The sequence below is a fragment of the Methylobacterium sp. B4 genome (assembly GCF_003201865.1).
Classification (GTDB): Bacteria; Pseudomonadota; Alphaproteobacteria; order Rhizobiales; family Beijerinckiaceae; genus Methylobacterium.
Map to the genome: position 1 here is coordinate 1 of NZ_QJJJ01000014.1, position 16,404 is coordinate 16,404.

13 protein-coding genes and 1 pseudogene are annotated in these 16,404 nt (G+C 70.5%); 7 read left to right on the plus strand and 7 right to left on the minus strand.

Translation table 11 applies throughout. The annotated features are described in order from the left end of the window. Both BY998_RS24785 and BY998_RS16425 read left to right on the plus strand, forming a co-directional pair. Positions 1 to 134, plus strand: a pseudogene (locus BY998_RS24785) (sugar transporter); the annotation flags it as partial. Positions 135 to 371: 237 nt separating this feature from the next. Continuing rightward, the gene (locus tag BY998_RS16425) at positions 372 to 1,493 is read left to right on the plus strand and encodes a branched-chain amino acid ABC transporter substrate-binding protein (RefSeq protein WP_110352691.1); all 1,122 of its coding nucleotides are present in this window, start codon (positions 372 to 374) and stop codon (positions 1,491 to 1,493) included. 30 nt (positions 1,494 to 1,523) lie between these two features. Here the strand turns inward: BY998_RS16425 and BY998_RS16430 are convergent, their stop codons facing one another. Next, complete coding sequence (locus tag BY998_RS16430) at positions 1,524 to 2,099, minus strand: protein-tyrosine-phosphatase (RefSeq protein ID WP_110352692.1); 576 nt, start codon at positions 2,097 to 2,099, stop codon at positions 1,524 to 1,526. Between the two features lie 143 nt (positions 2,100 to 2,242). Between BY998_RS16430 and dctP the strand changes: the two genes are divergently transcribed. Both dctP and BY998_RS16440 read left to right on the plus strand, forming a co-directional pair. Next, complete coding sequence (dctP, locus tag BY998_RS16435) at positions 2,243 to 3,337, plus strand: TRAP transporter substrate-binding protein DctP (protein ID WP_110352693.1); 1,095 nt, start codon at positions 2,243 to 2,245, stop codon at positions 3,335 to 3,337. Positions 3,338 to 3,869: 532 nt separating this feature from the next. Then, a complete protein-coding gene (locus BY998_RS16440; RefSeq protein WP_110352694.1) occupies positions 3,870 to 5,261 on the plus strand; it encodes a deoxyribodipyrimidine photo-lyase in 1,392 nt (463 codons plus the stop codon). 4 nt (positions 5,262 to 5,265) lie between these two features. Here BY998_RS16440 and mtgA read toward each other — a convergent pair whose 3' ends face one another. Then, on the minus strand, positions 5,266 to 6,024 hold the full coding sequence (mtgA, locus tag BY998_RS16445) for a monofunctional biosynthetic peptidoglycan transglycosylase (protein ID WP_110352695.1): 759 nt from the start codon (positions 6,022 to 6,024) through the stop codon (positions 5,266 to 5,268). Positions 6,025 to 6,060: 36 nt separating this feature from the next. Between mtgA and BY998_RS16450 the strand changes: the two genes are divergently transcribed. Beyond that, positions 6,061 to 7,023, plus strand: a complete 963-nt coding sequence (locus tag BY998_RS16450) for a polyprenyl synthetase family protein (RefSeq protein ID WP_110352696.1) — start codon at positions 6,061 to 6,063, stop codon at positions 7,021 to 7,023. A 258-nt stretch (positions 7,024 to 7,281) separates the two neighbouring features. On the opposite strand, the gene BY998_RS16455 is transcribed toward BY998_RS16450, so the two are convergent. From BY998_RS16455 to BY998_RS16465, 3 genes are all read right to left on the minus strand, one after another. After that, the gene (locus BY998_RS16455) at positions 7,282 to 7,734 is read right to left on the minus strand and encodes a DCC1-like thiol-disulfide oxidoreductase family protein (RefSeq protein ID WP_245421621.1); all 453 of its coding nucleotides are present in this window, start codon (positions 7,732 to 7,734) and stop codon (positions 7,282 to 7,284) included. Then, entirely contained in the window at positions 7,731 to 9,419 is a 1,689-nt protein-coding gene (locus BY998_RS16460) for a thiamine pyrophosphate-binding protein (RefSeq protein ID WP_110352697.1), read from the minus strand. The genes BY998_RS16455 and BY998_RS16460 overlap by 4 nt, the downstream gene beginning before the upstream one ends. Before the next feature lie 108 nt (positions 9,420 to 9,527). Continuing rightward, positions 9,528 to 11,006, minus strand: a complete 1,479-nt coding sequence (locus BY998_RS16465; RefSeq protein WP_110352770.1) for a hypothetical protein — start codon at positions 11,004 to 11,006, stop codon at positions 9,528 to 9,530. A 295-nt stretch (positions 11,007 to 11,301) separates the two neighbouring features. On the opposite strand from BY998_RS16465, the gene BY998_RS16470 reads away from it, so the two are divergent. Continuing rightward, positions 11,302 to 11,622, plus strand: coding sequence for a hypothetical protein (locus BY998_RS16470; protein ID WP_110352698.1), 321 nt, complete (start codon positions 11,302 to 11,304; stop codon positions 11,620 to 11,622). A gap of 125 nt (positions 11,623 to 11,747) precedes the next feature. Then, on the plus strand, positions 11,748 to 12,857 hold the full coding sequence (gene leuB, locus BY998_RS16475) for a 3-isopropylmalate dehydrogenase (protein ID WP_110352699.1): 1,110 nt from the start codon (positions 11,748 to 11,750) through the stop codon (positions 12,855 to 12,857). 186 nt (positions 12,858 to 13,043) lie between these two features. On the opposite strand, the gene zwf is transcribed toward leuB, so the two are convergent. Both zwf and BY998_RS16485 read right to left on the minus strand, forming a co-directional pair. Beyond that, positions 13,044 to 14,552, minus strand: coding sequence for a glucose-6-phosphate dehydrogenase (gene zwf, locus BY998_RS16480; protein ID WP_110352700.1), 1,509 nt, complete (start codon positions 14,550 to 14,552; stop codon positions 13,044 to 13,046). 258 nt (positions 14,553 to 14,810) lie between these two features. Then, the gene (locus BY998_RS16485) at positions 14,811 to 16,310 is read right to left on the minus strand and encodes an efflux transporter outer membrane subunit (RefSeq protein WP_110352701.1); all 1,500 of its coding nucleotides are present in this window, start codon (positions 16,308 to 16,310) and stop codon (positions 14,811 to 14,813) included. Positions 16,311 to 16,404: the final 94 nt, after the last annotated feature.

Sequence of the window (16,404 nt, forward strand, 5' to 3'; positions counted from 1 at the left end):
TCCGCATGCGCAACCGCGACCTCGTCTACGTGTCGAGCGCGCCGTTCGCCGAGGTGGGCAAGGTGCTCGGCGTGTTCTCCACCGTGGCCGCTCCGATCGCCTCCGGCGCCTCCCTCTACTCCGTCGCACGATAGGATCGTCGTCCCGTACGATTCTCCCCCGCTAGACCGAGATCGCGACTTGCCAACGGCCCCGCCCGCATCGTTCCATAGGGAGGAACGGCCGGCTCCACCGATGGCCGCAGGGTCGCGCCGGCTTCGGCGCGACAGGACCTTTGTCCTGATGGCGGCGGAGGCTCGGACCGTTCAAGTCTGGGCGCAGGTGTCAGCCCAGGACTTGGCAACGGGGCGGCGGGCTGAAAAAGAGGCGCTATGACCGTCCGACGCTCCTTCGCCCTCGGTCCGGCCTCTCTCGCGCTGCTCGCCGGGCTCCTCTCGGCCGCGCCGGCCGCGGCGGATGTCAGGGTCGGCGTCGCCGTGCCGCGCACCGGCCCCTACGTCACCGTCGGGGAGCAGGTTCTGCGCGGCGTCGAGGCCGCGGCCAAGGACGCCAACGCCCGGGGCGGCATCAACGGCGAACCCATCGTTCTCGACGTGCAGGACGATTCGTGCGACTCGAATCAGGCCACCGCGGTCGCCAACCACTACGTCCATTCCGGCGTCCGGCTCGTGGTCGGCCATGTCTGCTCAAACGCCTCGCTCGCGGCCTCCGAGGTCTACGCGGCCAACGGCATCGTCATGATCACCGCGGCCTCGGTCGCCGCGCGGCTCACCGATCGCGGCCTGCCGACGATCTTCCGGGTCTGCGGCCGGGACGACGATCAGGCCAAGCTCTCCGCCGCGATCCTCGCCGAGCGCTTCCGCGACCGGAAGATCGCGATCCTGAGCGACCTCTCCCCGGCCTCGCGGGCGCTCGCGGCGGCGACCAAGGACAATTTGAACCGCATCGGCGTGAACGAGGCGCTCGCCACCGCCTTTCAGCCGAGCGACGCCGACGCCGCGGCCCTGGCCGACCGGCTGAAGGCGGCGGGGATCGACGTGGTCTATTACGGCGGGGACGCGCAGGAGATGGGCCGACTCGTGCGCATCGCGGCCGAGCGGGGCTTCCGCCCGCAATGGTTCGGCACCTCCGCCATCGCCACATCGGACTTCGCCAAGATCGCGGGGTCGGCGAGCAACGGCGTTCTGATGACCTTCTATCTCGACCCGAGCCGCAAGCCCGAGGCGCAGGGCGTGGTCAACGCCTTCAAAGCGCAGGGCGTCGAGGCGGACGGCTCGATGATCTACGGCTACGCCGCACTCCAGGCGCTGGTGGAAGCGGGCAACTTCGCCCACAGCACGGACCCTGCCGCGATCGCCAAGGCGCTGCGCGGCGAGCGCTTCGATCTGGTGCTGGGTCCCGTCGGCTTCGACGCCAAGGGCGACATCACCGCTCAGGGCTACGTGCTCTACGTCTGGCGCGACGGCAATTTCACGCCGGCCAAGGCGAACTGACCGATCAACCGGGCCGGACGGCGCGCCGCGTCAGCCCCGGAGCGCCGCGTCGACCTCCGCTCCACGGCCGAGATCGCGCATCACCTGATCGAGATGCGGGCGCTTGCGAAGCTGCAGCGCGTGCAGGCGCCGTACGGCCTCGCTCAGGCTGCCCTGCCGGCCGAGGATCTCGTCGGCGAAGGCGATCATTCGCGCGTTCGGCCACGCCTTCTCCCGCTGCTCGTGCAGGCGGGCAATCAAAGTCTCGGCGGGCGTCTCCGGCTCGGCCTGCGCGAAAAGGCTCGCCAGCGCCGCGGTCGAGCGCGAGATGCCGACATGGCAATGGACGAGGATGTGGACCTCCCCGCCATCGGCCGCCGCCGCGCGGCCGAAGCTCAGGATCGTCTCGACATCCTCGCGCTCGGGCAGGATCACGCCCGGCGCCGGCTCGATCGCATCGTGGAAGCGCAGGACGGTGCGCTGGTGCGTGCCGTAGCTGCCGAACGCCTCGGGGTCGGCCCGGTCGGGATCGAGGATCGACAGGACGTGGCTGACGCCGGCCGCCCGATGCTCGACGAGCTCGTCGAGGCCGCAGACGGTATGGAGGCTGAGGTTTTCGGTCTTCACGGGGCGCTTGGTATCACGGCCCGCCGTGGGAGGCGACCGCTCGAATACAGGCCGTGAACGCGGTTTCCGCTTGCCGTCGATCGCGTGTATGGCACGGGCCGGCCGCCAGACGGCCGTTGGCCACGGGACGAGCCGGGAGACCCATGTCAAAGACCCTGCAGCGGCGCGCCCTGCTCGCCGCGGGCCTCGGCGCCGCGACGCTGACCTCCCCCGCCCGCGCCCAGCAGGGCGCGCCGGAGCTGCGCTGGCGCCTGTCCTCGGCTTATGCGCGCAATCTCGACATCCTGTTCGGAGCCTCCGAGAGTCTCGCCAAGGCGGTGGCCGAGGCGACCGACGGCCGCTTCCAGATCCAGGTCTCGGCCGCGGGCGAGGCTGCCCCCGCCGACGGCCTGCTCGATGCGGTGGGCGCTGCCAAGGTCGAGATGGGTCACGCGCCGGCCAGCGTCGGCATGGCCAAGAACTCTGCCTTCGCGCTGGCAACGGCCATGCCCTTCGGGCTCAACGCCCGGGGGCAGAACGCGTGGTGGCTCCAGGGCGGCGCCTCGGAACTCTTCGCCGAGATCTTCTCCAAGCAGGCACTCGTCGCGCTCCCGGGCGGCAATACCGGCGCGCAGATGGGCGGCTGGTTCCGCAAGGAGATCAAGACGGTCAACGACCTCCAGGGATTGAAGCTGCGCATCGGGGGCCTCGGTGCCACGGTGATGGCCAAGCTCGGCGCGGCAGTGCAGGCGACGCCCGGACCGGAGATCTACGGCGCCCTGGAGAGCAAGGCGCTCGATGCGGCCGAGTGGATCGGTCCGCACGACGACGAGAAGCTCGGGCTGCAGAAGGTCGCGCCGATCTACCACTATCCCGGCTTCTGGGAGGGCGGCGCGCTCCTGCATTTCTGGATCAACGCGGAGGCCTGGAAGGGCCTGCCCAAGACCTACCGCGCGATCCTGCAGGCCGCCGCGGCCCAGGTGAACGCCGACGTGCAGGCCCGCTACGATGCGCGGAACCCGCAGGCCCTGCGCCGGCTCGTCTCGGGCGGGGCCCAGCTTCGCCCCTTCCCGCAGGACGTGATGGAGGCGGCCCTGAAAGCGGCCAACGAGGTCTACGCGGATCTCTCGTCGAAGAACCCGGACTTCAAACGGATCTACGACGCGATGAGGACCTTCCGGAATGAGGAATACCTCTGGTTCCAGGTCGCGGAATACACCTACGACAACTTCATGATCCGCGCCCGCGCCCGTGGGTAGCGCCGGCGAGCGGGCAAAAAAAAGCCGCCCTTGCGAGCGGCCCGAAGTCTAGGGAGGAAACGCCCAAGGAGGGCAGCGGGAGGCAGACGCCGTCTGCGTTCCCGCAATGCACAAAATGATCCGACGCCGGATTTTTGCAAGACCGGCAGCCGGCAATATTCGGCTTTGCGGGTGCGCCCCGCACGTCTGTCAGGCCCTGTCTCCAAAATGTCGCAGGCAGTTTCACAGATAGGTCATCTGTAATCTACCTCCCCGCTGAATAGAGATCGGCGCCGGCACTGTCTTCGCATCGGCTATGATCCTCGATCGTCTCGCGAATCCTGCCGGGCCAGCGCGGTGGGGCACTCTGTGCAGAGGCATCGATCGGATTGCGCCGCAACCTTTCGCGCACTGGTGCATTCGGCCCCCGGCGAGCCGGAGATCGCACCACATCGCTAGCGCGCAATGCATATCGCGTTGCGCGGACGGGTGTGCCTGATTCGGGTCGCGCGCGGTCGGAGCATGACCGGGCAAGAGAGGGACAGAAGCGAGTATGGCGATTCAGACCGGCCGCATCCGCGTGCTGCACGATGTCCCGGCCCGCGACGAGGCCGGGTACGTCCTCTACCTGATGCAGCAATCGATGCGGATCGCCTTCAATCCGGCGCTGGAACTGGCGGTGGAGGAGGCCAACCGCCTGGGCCTGCCAGTCCTCGTCTGCTTCGGCCTGCTCGACGGCGCGAACGGCTTTCCCGAGGCCAATGCCCGCCACTACGCCTTCCTGCTGCAGGGATTGGCGGATGCGGCGGCGGGATTGTCGAAGCGCGGCATCGGCTTCCACCTGCGCCGGGCGACCCCTGCGGAGGTGGCGGTCGATCTCTCGGGCAAAGCCGCCCTGCTGGTGCTCGACCGCGGTTACCTCGCGATCCAGCGGCGCTGGTACGAGGAGATCGTGAAGGGCGCGCCCTGCCGGATCGTCCAGGTCGAGGGCGACGTCGTGGTGCCGGTCGAGACCGCCTCGCCCAAGCACGAATACGCCGCGCGCACCCTGCGGCCGAAGCTGCAGAAGCTCTGGGACGACTTCCTGGAGCCGCTGACGATCCGCAAGGTGGCGCATCCCGCGACGGATTTGCGGCTCAAGGGCGGTCTCGATGTCTCGGACCCGGACGCACTCCTGGCCAAGCTGACGCTCGACAGGGTGGTCGGCCCGGTGAAGCGTTTCGGCGGGGGCTACACCGAGGCGCGGCGGCGCTTCGACCGCTTCCTGAAGGACGGCTTTGCGGGCTACGGCGCCGGCCGCAACAAGCCGGAGGCGGCCGCCGCCTCGCATATGAGCCCCTACCTGCATTTCGGGCAGATCTCGCCGGTGGAGATCGCCCTGGCGATCCGTGACGCCAAGACCGGCGACCGCGACGACCGCTCGGCCTATCTCGAGGAGCTGATCGTCCGGCGCGAATTGGCGATGAACCACGTCTTCCGAACGGAAGGATACGACGATTACGCCCGCGCGGTGCCCGAATGGGCGCGCAAGACCCTGGCCGAGCACGCCGACGACCCGCGCCCGCACCTCTACTCGGAGGAGGAGTTGGCGGAGGGGCAGACCCACGACCACTATTGGAACGTGGCCATGCGCGAGATGCGGGAGACCGGCTACATGCACAACCAACTGCGCATGTACTGGGGCAAGAAGATCCTCGAATGGTCGCCCTCGCCGGAAGAGGCCTTCGCCCGGACGCTTCGGCTCAACAACCGCTATTTTCTCGACGGGCGCGACGCGAACTCCTTCACCAACGTGGCCTGGATCTTCGGCCTGCACGACCGCCCCTGGCAAACCCGCAAGGTCTTCGGCAGCGTGCGCTACCAGAGCGAGAACTCCCTGCGAAAGTTCGATGCCAAGGCCTACGAGCGCGCCGTGACGCGGCTCTGCGAGGCGGAGAAGGGCTGAGGCCTCACCGCTTCAGGCAACCCATCAGCCCATCGACCTGCCCCATCCGGGCCTGGATGCGCGCCGCGATCGCCCGCACGCCGCGCGTCGGCTTGCCGGCGCTGCGCAGGATCGGGTTCGGCAGCACGGCGGCCAGCAGCGCGGCCTCGCCCCGGGTCAGGTCTCGGGCACTCTTGCGGAACCAGTGGCGGGCGGCGGCCTCGGCCCCGAAGATCCCCTCCCCCCACTCGGCCACGTTGAGGTAGATCTCCAGCGTGCGGCGCTTGCCCCAGAGCGCGTCGGCCATCACCGCGAGCGGAATTTCCAGACCTTTCCGGATGTAGGAGCGGCCGGGCCAGAGGAAGACGTTCTTGACCGTCTGCATGGTGATGGTGGAGGCGCCGCGGCTCGGCCCCTCCTCGTCGTCCACCACCTCGCGCAGCGCCCCCCAATCGACGCCGTTATGCAGGCAGAAGCGCTGATCCTCGGATGCCATCACCGCCTGGACCAGGGCCGGCGCGATCGCCTCCAGAGGCACGCTCTCGCGCTGCACGCCCTGGAGCGTCAACCATCGGCCCAGCATCAGGGTTGAGGGCGGGGTCACCACGCTATAGACGAGCGCCAACGTGAGCGTGACGACGAGAACCGCAACGGGCGCGAGGGTGATCAGGGTGGCGGCCCGCCGCAACCCGAACCGGCGCGCCGGAACGGCTTTCCGCGATGGGGAGACCCTTCGCAAGTCGCGCCCGCGCCAACCGGCTTCGCTGTCCTCCGGCACCGCCACCTCGCGTCCGCCCCTCCCCGATCCAGGCCAGTCCCGATGACCTCAACGCAGGCTCCCCACCCCTCGGTCAAGGCGGACGCGTATACGGGTGACTTTACCCACAGGCTCGCTCAGGTCGCCGACACCGTCGAGACCTTCCTCGTGGATCTGCTCGGGCCGAACCTCCAGGCCGGCGAGATCGCCCGGCCGCCGCGCCTGATGGAGGCGATGCGCCACGCCGTGCTCGGCGGCGGCAAGCGCCTGCGGCCCTTCCTCGCCATCGAGACCGCGCGGATGCTCGGCGGCGCCGAGGATGCGGCGCTGGCGGCCGGCGCGGGCGTCGAGCTCGTCCACTGCTACAGCCTCGTCCACGACGACCTGCCGGCCATGGACGACGACGACCTGCGCCGCGGCAAGCCCACCGTCCACAAGGCCTACGACGAGGCCACCGCGATTCTCGTCGGCGACGCGCTCCAGACGCTCGCCTTCGAGGTCACCGCCGATCCGCGCTGGCAGCCCGATCCGGCGATCCGGGCGGAACTCGTGCTCGGTCTGGCCCGGGCCTCCGGCCTCGGCGGCATGGTCGGCGGCCAGCTTCTCGACCTCTCGGCCGAAGGGCGGTTCGGCCCCGCCAGCATGGATATCGACGACACCCTGCGCATGCAGGCGATGAAGACCGGGGCGATCCTCGCCTTCTCGGTGGAGGCCGGCGCGCTGGTCGGCGGGGCGAGCGCCGAGGAGCGCGCGGCTCTCCTGAGCTACGGCAAGGCCTTGGGTCAGGCCTTCCAGGTCGCCGACGACATCCTCGACCGCGAGGCGTCGCCGGAGGCGATGGGCAAGGCCACGGGCAAGGACAAGGACGCGGGCAAGGCCACGCTCGTCGACCGCCTCGGTCTCGATGGCGCGCGGGCCGAATGCGACCGGCTGGTCGCCCTGTGCGAGGAAGCGGTCGCTCCCTGGGGCGCGCGGGCACAGGTGCTGAAGGACGCCGCCCGCTTCACGGTCGCCCGCAAGGCCTGATTTCGCTCCAAGGGCTCTTCGATGGGGCCCCTCCGCTGCCTCGTCTTGGAGGTGGGGAAGGCCGACGGGCGCCGAAGCGGCGTCCGGACGATGACGTCGTCGACGCTTCGTCCTTGCGATGCGAAGCCGTGGCAATCCAGGGCTCCGCACGCTCCGGAGAAGTCGCGCCCTGGATCGCTTCGCATCCGCTCGCGATGACGGAGTTCGGCAAAATCCGAACGTGATCGCCCGGAGATGGTGTGATCCGGTGTCGATCGGTCAGGTTGGCTGGGTTTCCGCCGGCCGTACGCCGTGGAAGCGGTGTCGCTGCGTCGGCGGCACTCGGGCGCAATCGACGCGCTGACCGAACCAGCGATAGCGGCGCCGCGCGACATACGCGTAGACGGCATCGCGCGGCCGCTTCGGGATGAAGCCGAACAGCCCCAGCCAGCGCCAGGGCGCCCGCAGGTGGCGCGCCAGAGCGAGGCCGGCATCCGAGTGGGTCAGCGCCCGGCCGTCCTGCACGAACAGGAAGGTCCCGTTCAGATCCTCGGCGGTGAAGCCGTGAGCCGCGGCCAGGGCGAGCCCGTCCGGGGACCACGCGCCGACGAAGTGCAGCCGGTCGTCGCGCTCATGCGCCAGCACGAAGCGCACGCTCGTCGCGCAGAGCACGCAATCCGTGTCGAAGACGAGGGTGGGCGGCATCGGCCGCGGAACGGAAACGTCGCTCATGTCGCGCTGACGACCACCTCCACGAGGTTCGGACCGCCGGAGCGGATGCCCGCCTCGATCGCTCCGGCAATGTCTCCGGCGCGCTCGATCCGCCGCGACGGCACGCCCATGGAGGCGGCCAGCGCCGGAAAGTCGATGCGGGGCTCGGTGAGATCCATGGCGATGAAGCGGTCGGCGCGCACGGAGGCGTAGTGCGTCTGCGATTTCATGAATTGCTTGAGGATGTTGTACTCGGCGTTGTTGATCACCACGAAGGTGATCGGCAGCCCCTCGTGGGCGGCGGTCCACAGCGCCTGGGGCGAGTACATCGCCGCCCCGTCGCCGACGATGCAGACCACAGGCGCCCGGTCGAGGCCGAGCGAGAAGCCGACCGAGGCCGGCATGCCCCAGCCCAGCACGCCGCCGCGGATGGACGAATATTGCCGCGTCCAGGTGCTGTGCAGGATCGTGCGCAGGTGCCCCAGCGTGGCGGGCGCCTCGTCTATGATGGCGATGTCCGAGCCGACAGCCCGGGCGATCTCCCAGGCGGCGACAAGGGGATGGATCACCGGATCGGCGAAGGCGGCCTGCGCCCGCTCCGCCAGAGCCGCCCGGCGCGCGTCGTAGGCCGCGACCGCCTCCATCCGAAGCCGGGCATAGGCCTCGGCCCGCGGCGCGAGACGGGCCTCCAGCAGCGGCAGCAACGCGTCGAGGGAGGCGCGAATGTCGCCGACGGTCGAGAGATGCGTGGCGTAGGTGCGGCCGAGATCGCGGGCATCGACCGAGAGCTGAAACACTTCGGTGCCCGGCGGCACCGCCGAGCCCTCCGTGTAGAGCACCGTGATCAGCGACTTGCCGCCCAGCGCGAAGACAGCGTCGTAGCGGCCCAGGATCTCCGCGATGCCGCTCGCCTTGGTCGGCAGGTTGCCCATCCAGAGCGGGTGGGCGGTCGGGAACGGGATGTGGGCCGGCCAGGACGAGCCGTAGACGGGTGCGGCCAGGAGGTCGGCGAGCCGCACCGCCTGGGCCGAGGCGTCGCTGGCCTCGACCTCGTCGCCCGCGATCAAGGCGAGGCGGCCGGGAGCGATGGCCGCAAGATGCTCCACGAGCCGGTCGAGGGAGCCGGCCACGGCGCGGTGGTCGATGGTGGAGATCTCGCCCAGCGGCGCGGCGGTCCTTTCCTCCATCACGTCCATCGGCAGCGACAGGAAGACCGGGCCGGAGGGCGCGGCGGCGCAATCATGGAAGGCGCGGCGCAGGAGCACGGGTAACTGGTCGGCATGCGTGACCTCGCGGGCCCATTTCACGGTGGGGCCGGCGAGGGTGACGAGGTCGCCGAAGAGCAGCGGATCGGTGACGACGTGGCGGGAATCCTGCTGCCCCGCAGTGACGACCAGCGGCGTGCCGGAGATCTGGGCGTTGAGCAGGTTGCCCATGCCGTGGCCGAGGCCGCCGGCCGTGTGCAGGTTGAGGAAGCCCGGCCGGCGCGCGGCCTGGGCATAGCCGTCCGCCATGGCGACGGCGCTGGCCTCCTGCAGGGCCAGAACGTAGGCGATGTCGGTGGCATCCGTCAGCGCGTCGATGAGGGGCAGTTCGGTGGTACCCGGATTGCCGAAGACGTAGGCCACGCCCTCGCTGCGCAAGACCTCGACCAGCACGTCGGCCCCGCGCCGCTCGGCCAGAGCTTCGAGTTTCGCAACCGTCATGCGCGCCTCCCGAGGACAGCATCATGCCCTGTCAACGCGGCAGGCCGGCTCCATCGTCCCACGCAGCGCCCACCTCGTTGTGCAGCGACTCGCGAAATGGCCGATGCGTCAGGGCGCGGCGGGGCGCGGCTGCACCGTCCAGGTCGCCCAGAAGACCGGGCGGCCGTAGAGGGAGGAGGCGTCGCTGCCGTCGACGCGCGGGGCCCGTCGGTCGAGCCAGGTCAGGAAACCGCCCTTGTCGGGATAGATCGCGGGGGCGTCGAGATTGCCGTAGCGGTCCGTCATCCAGCCGAAGCCGTCGCGGGTGAAGCGCCCGAGGGCGTCGCCGCCGGAGCGCAGGCCGAGATAGGCACTCGAATGGCCCGCCGCGACGGGCTCGGCGTAGAGCGACAGGGCGGTGATGCTGCCGGGCGAGAGGTCGGCGGTGTAGTGAAGGCAGATGTCGGCGACCGGACCGCCCGAGGCGGTGACCGGTCGCGCGCAGGAATAGGCCACCGCCCAGCGGTCCATGCCCCGCGCCTTGGCCACCCGCATGTTGGTGTCGGCCGGCAGGCCCTCGATCAGCGTGACGGGCGCCGACCATGCGCGCTCGGCCAGGGGGTCGCGGCTCGTGCGCAGGTAGAGCCCCATGCGCCGCTTGGCCGGTGCCGCGCTGCAATCGGAGGGCAGCACGTCGGTGTAGAAGTAGTGGTAGGTACGATCGACCATGGCGATCGAGCCGGTCAGGCCGCGGGCCTCCAGGCCCGGGGCGGCACAGTTGCCGACGATGGGCTTGCCGGTTTCGTCGAGCACCGGCGCGGGCTTCTGCGCCTCCGGCCGGCCGCGGCCTCGGCGCCGGCCCTCCGCTTCAGGCGGGGCGCCGAAGGGCTTCCACTCCGTGCCGGGATCGGACTCCACGCGCAGGTCGAGCCCCTGGAAGTCGTAGGTCCGCGCCTGCACCAGAACCCGGCGATGCCCCTCCGGCGCGGGCTCCGTCGCCGTGGTGAGGATGGCGTAATAGGGGTCACCCGCCCAGTCGCGCCCGGCCACCATCATGGCGCTGCCGGAAGGGTCGTTCTCCGGCGCGACGTTCTGGGGCTGGAAGGTCATCTTGCCCCGCTCGCCCGCCTCTCGCTCCGCGCGCCGGGCCTCCCGCCGCGCCTGGCGGCTTGCCCGGCTGCGGCGGCGCGGGGACGCGGCCTGCGCCGCCCGGGCGGCACCCGGGCCGGCCCCGGCCCGACCCTCGTTCCAGAAGCGCGGATCGGCGAGCGGCAGCGTGGTGGCCAGGGCCTCGACCTGCCGGCCGATGCGGACGGCGCCGCCCGCCGTAGCGTCGGTGGCCCGCAAGTCCGGCGGGCAGTTCTGCTCGCCGCGCCGTCCTTCGCGGCGGGGCGGCTCGGCCCGGTAGATCACTTGGAGCGGACCGGGCGGGCCGGTGTCCTTGAGGCGCAGGATCTGCACGTCGTGGACGAAGCGGCAGGGCGGCGGGACGGCGTAGACGCCCTCGGCCTCGTTCGACGAGCGGCAGATTTCGAGCGCGCCCCCGCCGGTGACGTAGCAGGTGCTGCTGCCCGCACGGGGCGCGCCGGCTTCGGAGGGTCCGGCCATCGCCGCCAGGAGCAGCACGCCGCCCGCGAGGGCGCGCGCCGACCGGCCGGCTCCGGGCCTCGGGACACCGCATCCGGCGGCGACAGGGGTTTGGGAAGGGCGCGTCCGATACACGGCGGAACCTTAGCGCGGCGGCCACGCTTGCGGAAGCAGTCGCGCACGGCTTCCCCCACGCGATCGAACCGATCGCGACCCGCGAACCTTGATCTTCGTCAAGGGCATGATCCTGGTGAAAGGATTGGCTCACCAACGGGGACTAGCCTGCGCGTTCGATCGATCGAGAGGGCATTCATCGATGAGTAGCGGTCTCTCAGCACCACCCGCCGGCCTGTCGGAGGTCTCCCGCCTCGCGACGCTGCTGGCCGATCAGGCGCTCGATGCGCAGATCATGAGCCGTCCGATTCCCGACGACCAGATCCGCGCGCTCATGGAGGCCGCCCTCCTGCTCGACGAGTACGGCCAGGAGCTGCCCCCCCTGCTGGGGCAGATCGTGCACGAGATCGGCACCGCCGCCTCCGCCAAGCCGTCGCGCCCTGGCCGACGCCCGGAGGAGGACGAGGTCGGGCGCATGGCCTGGATGCTGCGCCCGTTCCGCTCCTCCAAGCGGACGGGCTGAGGGCGAACCTCACGGGGATCCGTGGGCTTGCAGCCGCCCATCCGCCCCGATAGAGCCGCGGGCGCGATCAGCGACGCGCCGCATCCGCGCGCGAGACCGCGCGCGATCATCCCGGAGGCAGCCCGATGACCACCTACAAGCTTCTGCTCCTGCCCGGCGACGGCATCGGCCCCGAGGTGATGGCCGAGGTGGAGAAGGTCGTCGGCTGGCTCGGTCGTGCCGGTCTCGCCTCCTTCGAGATGGAGCGCGACCTCGTCGGCGGCGCGGCCATCGACGTGCACGGCAAGCCGCTCGCGGACGAGACGCTGACCCGGGCCGACGCGGCGGACGCGATCCTGCTCGGTGCCGTCGGCGGGCCGAAATGGAACGGCGTGGCCTACGACATCCGCCCCGAGGCGGGCCTCCTGCGCCTGCGCAAGGATCTCGGCCTGTTCGCCAACCTGCGCCCGGCGATCTGCTACCCGGCGCTCGCGGACGCCTCTGCCCTCAAGCGCGAGCTGGTCGAGGGCCTCGACATCATGATCGTGCGCGAGCTGACCGGTGGCGTCTATTTCGGCGAGCCGAAGGAGATCACCACGCTCCAGGACGGCTCGAAGCGGGCGGTCGACACACAGGTCTACACCACCGCCGAGATCGAGCGGATCGCGCACGTGGCCTTCGACCTCGCCCGCAAGCGCTCCGGCCGGGTCGCCTCGGCCGAGAAGAACAACGTGATGAAGACCGGCGTCCTCTGGAAGGAAGTCGTCACGCGCGTGCATGCCGAGCACTACGCCGAGGTCGAGCTGGAGCACGTGCTCGCCGACAATTGCGCCATGCAGCTGGTGCGGCGCCCCAAGCAGTTCGACGTGCTCGTGACCGACAACCTGTTCGGCGACGTGCTCTCGGACGTGGCGGCGATGCTGACCGGCTCGCTCGGCATGCTGCCCTCGGCCTCGCTCGGCGCGGTGGACGCGCGCGGCACCCGCAAGGCGCTCTACGAGCCGGTCCACGGCTCGGCTCCCGACATCGCCGGCAAGGGTTTTGCCAACCCCATCGCGATGATCGGCTCGCTCGCCATGTGCCTGCGCTACTCCTTCGGACTCGGCGAGGCCGCCGACCTCGTGGAGGGCGCGATCACCCGCACGCTCGCCTCGGGCACCCGCACCCGCGACATCGCCGGCGAAGGCCAGACCGCCGTCAGCACCAGCGAGATGGGCGACGCGATCCTGCGCGAGCTGGAGACGCAGGCGGGCTGAGACACATACACCCGCTTCCCCCCTTTCCCCGCAGGCGGGAGAGGGGGCGCCCCCCGCACCGTCACCGCGAGGCGAAGCCGAAGCGACCCGGAGCGCGACTACTCCGGAGAGTGCGGAGCCCTGGCTTGCCACGGCTTCGCCTCGCAAGGACGAAGGAAGCGACCGAAGCGATCAACCGAAACCGGATCACGCGTCCCCGAGCGGCAGCCACGCCCGGCCGTCGCGGGCCAGCAAGTCGTCCGCCGCCTTCGGTCCCTCGCTGCCCGCCGCGTAGGGCGCCACGGGTGCGTCCTTCCAGGCTTTGAGCAGCGGATCCACGGCGGCCCAGGCCGCTTCGATGGTGTCGGCGCGCTGGAACAGGGTCGTGTCGCCCCTCATGCAATCGTAGAGCAGCGTCTCGTAGCCGACGGTCGGGGCCGGATCGAAGAAATCGCCGTAGCGGAAACCCGTCTCGATCGCGGCGAGATGCATCTGCGGGCCCGGGCGCTTCACGTTCAGGCGGGTGGCGGAGCCCGGCTCCGGGTCGATGCGAAGCCGCATCACGTTCGCGTCGAGTTTGGGAGCGTCCTTGCCCTGGAAGAGCGGGAAGGACGGCGGCTTGAACTGCACCGCGATCTCCGTGCGCCGGCCGGCCAGGCGCTTGCCGGTGCGCAGGTAGAACGGCACCCCGGCCCAGCGCTCGTTCCCGATCTCGAGCTTCAGGGCGACGTAGGTTTCGGTGTGCGAGGCTTCGTCCACGTTCGACTCGTCGCGATAGGCGGCCACGTCGCTGCCCCCCTCCTTGCCCGCCCGGTACTGGCCGCGCACAGCGTTCTCGGGGGTCATGGGGCGGATCGCCTGGACCAGCTTGGACTTCTCGCCGCGCACGTCCTCGGCGTCGAAGCTGTCGGGCGGCTCCATCGCCGCCATGCAGAGAAGCTGGAACAGGTGGTTGGGCACCATGTCGCGCAGCGCGCCCGTCGGCTCGTAGAAGCGGCCGCGCTCCTCGACGCCGATCGTCTCGGCGGCGGTGATCTCGACATGATCGATGTGCTCATGCCGCCAGATCGGCTCCAGCATCCGGTTGGCGAAGCGGATCGCCAGGAGGCTCTGGACCGTCTCCTTCCCCATGAAGTGGTCGATCCGGTAGAACTGGCTCTCCTCGGCCTGGGCCAGGATCGTCTTGTTCAGGGCGCGGGCGGATTCGAGATCCGAGCCGAACGGCTTCTCGATGATGACGCGGCGGAAGGCGCCCTCCGCTTCCTTCAGCAGACCCGCCCGGCCCAGCCCCTCGACCACGGGGCCGAAGAAGCGGGCCGCCACCGCCAGATAGAACACGACGTTGCCCTTCAAGCGCCCGGCGAGCGCGCGGTAGGTCGCCTCGTCGGTGAAGTCGCCTTGCGTGACGTGCAGGCGGTCCCGCACGAAGTCCCAGGCCTTCGGCTCGATGCTCTTGGCGTGGAACTCGGCCGAGGTATCCTTGGTGAAGGATTCCATCGTCGCGCTGAGATCGTCGCGCCAGCCCTGGTCGGTCAGGGGGTTGTGATCGACGCCGAGCACGGAGAAGCCATCCGCCAGGAGACCGCCGCCGGCGAGATTATAGAGGGCCGGCATCAGCAGCCGCTTGGTGAGGTCGCCGCCGGCACCGAACACCACGAGGGTGCAGGGCGGGGCCTGCGGCGTGTCGGGCGTATCGTGGACGCAGGCGTCGGGCATGACTGATCCGGAGCTGACGGCCGGGGCCGAAGCCTGACCGCGGGAAACGCCGTTTCAACAGCACCGGGCGGCCCATGTTCCGGGATCGCGGGGCGGCCGACCGTGATCGTGCGCGCTCACACGTCCGAAGCCCGCTCTCCCCGTCATCGCGAGCGTGAGCGAAGCGATTTAGCTGCGCGCCTTCTCTGGTTGTCGCGGCGCGCTGGATTGCTGCGGCTCCGCCTCGCGACGATGGATCGAGCCTGAGCGAGCGCGATCCTACTCGTCGGTGCGGAGGGCCGTGCCCCGGTCGATCGGCAGGCGCGGCCCCTTCAGCTCCTCGCCGGTCGGGAGGGCGCGGGCGTCCCAGCCGCCGCCGAGCGCGCGGATCAGCGCCACGGCGGTGGTGAAGCGGGTGAGCCGCACCTGCAGGGCGGTGATCTCGTTGTTGATGAGCAGCGCCTGGGCCGTGACCACGGTGGTGTAGTTCTGCGTGCCGGCCCGGTACTCGTTCAGCGCGATCTCGACCGCGCGGCGGGCCGAGGCCACCGCCTCGTCCTGCTTGGCCTGCTGCCGGGCGAGGATGCGCACCCCGGCCAGCCCGTTCTCGACCTCGCCGAAGGCGGTCAGCACGGTCTGGCGGTAATTGGCCACCGCCGCCTCGTAGGCCGCCCGCGCCGCCTGCAGCACCGCTCCGCGGGCGCCGCCGTCGAAGAAGACCTGGCTGCCCGAGGCGCCGATCGACCAGACGCGGTTGACCGCCGAGAACACGCCGTTGCTGGTCGCCCCCGAGATGCCGCCCGAGGCCGAGAGGGTGACGGTGGGGTAGAAGGCGGAGACGGCCACGCCGATCTGCTCGCTCTGCGCCTGCACCAGCCGTTCGGCCCCGGCCACGTCGGGACGACGCTCCAGGAGGTCCGACGGGATGCCGACGGGCACCGCGGGCGGGCGCACCGGCAGCGGCGCGAAGGCGAGGCTGACCTCGGAGGGCGGACGCCCTGTGAGGATCGCCACCGCGTGCTCGAAGGTCGCCCGCTGGAGATCGACGGCGATCAGCGAGGCCTGCGTCGTCTGAAGCTGGGTCTGCGCGGTGATGACGTCGGAGCGCGCCGCCACGCCGGCCGCGTACTGGTTCTCGGCAATGGCGAGGCTGCGCTTGAAGCCCTCGACGTTCTCCTCCAGCACGCGCTTGAGCGCATCCTGGTAGCGGAGCTGGAGATAGTTCGTCGCCAGTTCCGCCTGGAGGCTGAGACGGACCAGCGCGAGGTCGGCAGCCGAGGCCTGGGCCGAGGCGACGTCGCTCTCGATCTGCCGGCGGATGCCGCCGAACAGGTCGAGCTCCCAGCTCGCCTGCCCCTGGAGGGAGACGGTGGTGCGCTCGGCGCCGAGCGCCCGGGAGCGGACGATGCTCGGTGCGCCGATCACCGTGGGAAACAAGGCGGCGCGGGCCTGCGCCACGAGGGCGCGGGCCTGATCGTAGACCGCGATCTGGGCGCGCAGGTTCTGATTGTCCACGTCGATGGAGCGGATCAGGCGATCGAGAGTCGGGTCCTTGAAGACGCGCCACCAGTCGCCGCGATCGGCCGCGTCGTTCGGGCTCGCCGGGCGCCAGCCCTTCTGCGCCTGGACGTAGGCGAGGCTGTCCTCTCGCGTGCCGCCCTGCTTGAAGCCGAGGGGCGTCTCGACGGAGGGACGCGAATAGTCGGGGCCGACAAGGCAGCCGGAGGTGGTTGCGGCAAGGGCGATCACGCCAGCAACCCGGAAAACAAGTGCGCGCACGTCCCTCTCCCCTCTGCAGGAGAGGGTGGCCCTCGAAGAGGGACGGGTGAGGAGAGCGCCGCTTCCGGACAGTGCGGAGCCGGCCCCTCTCCCG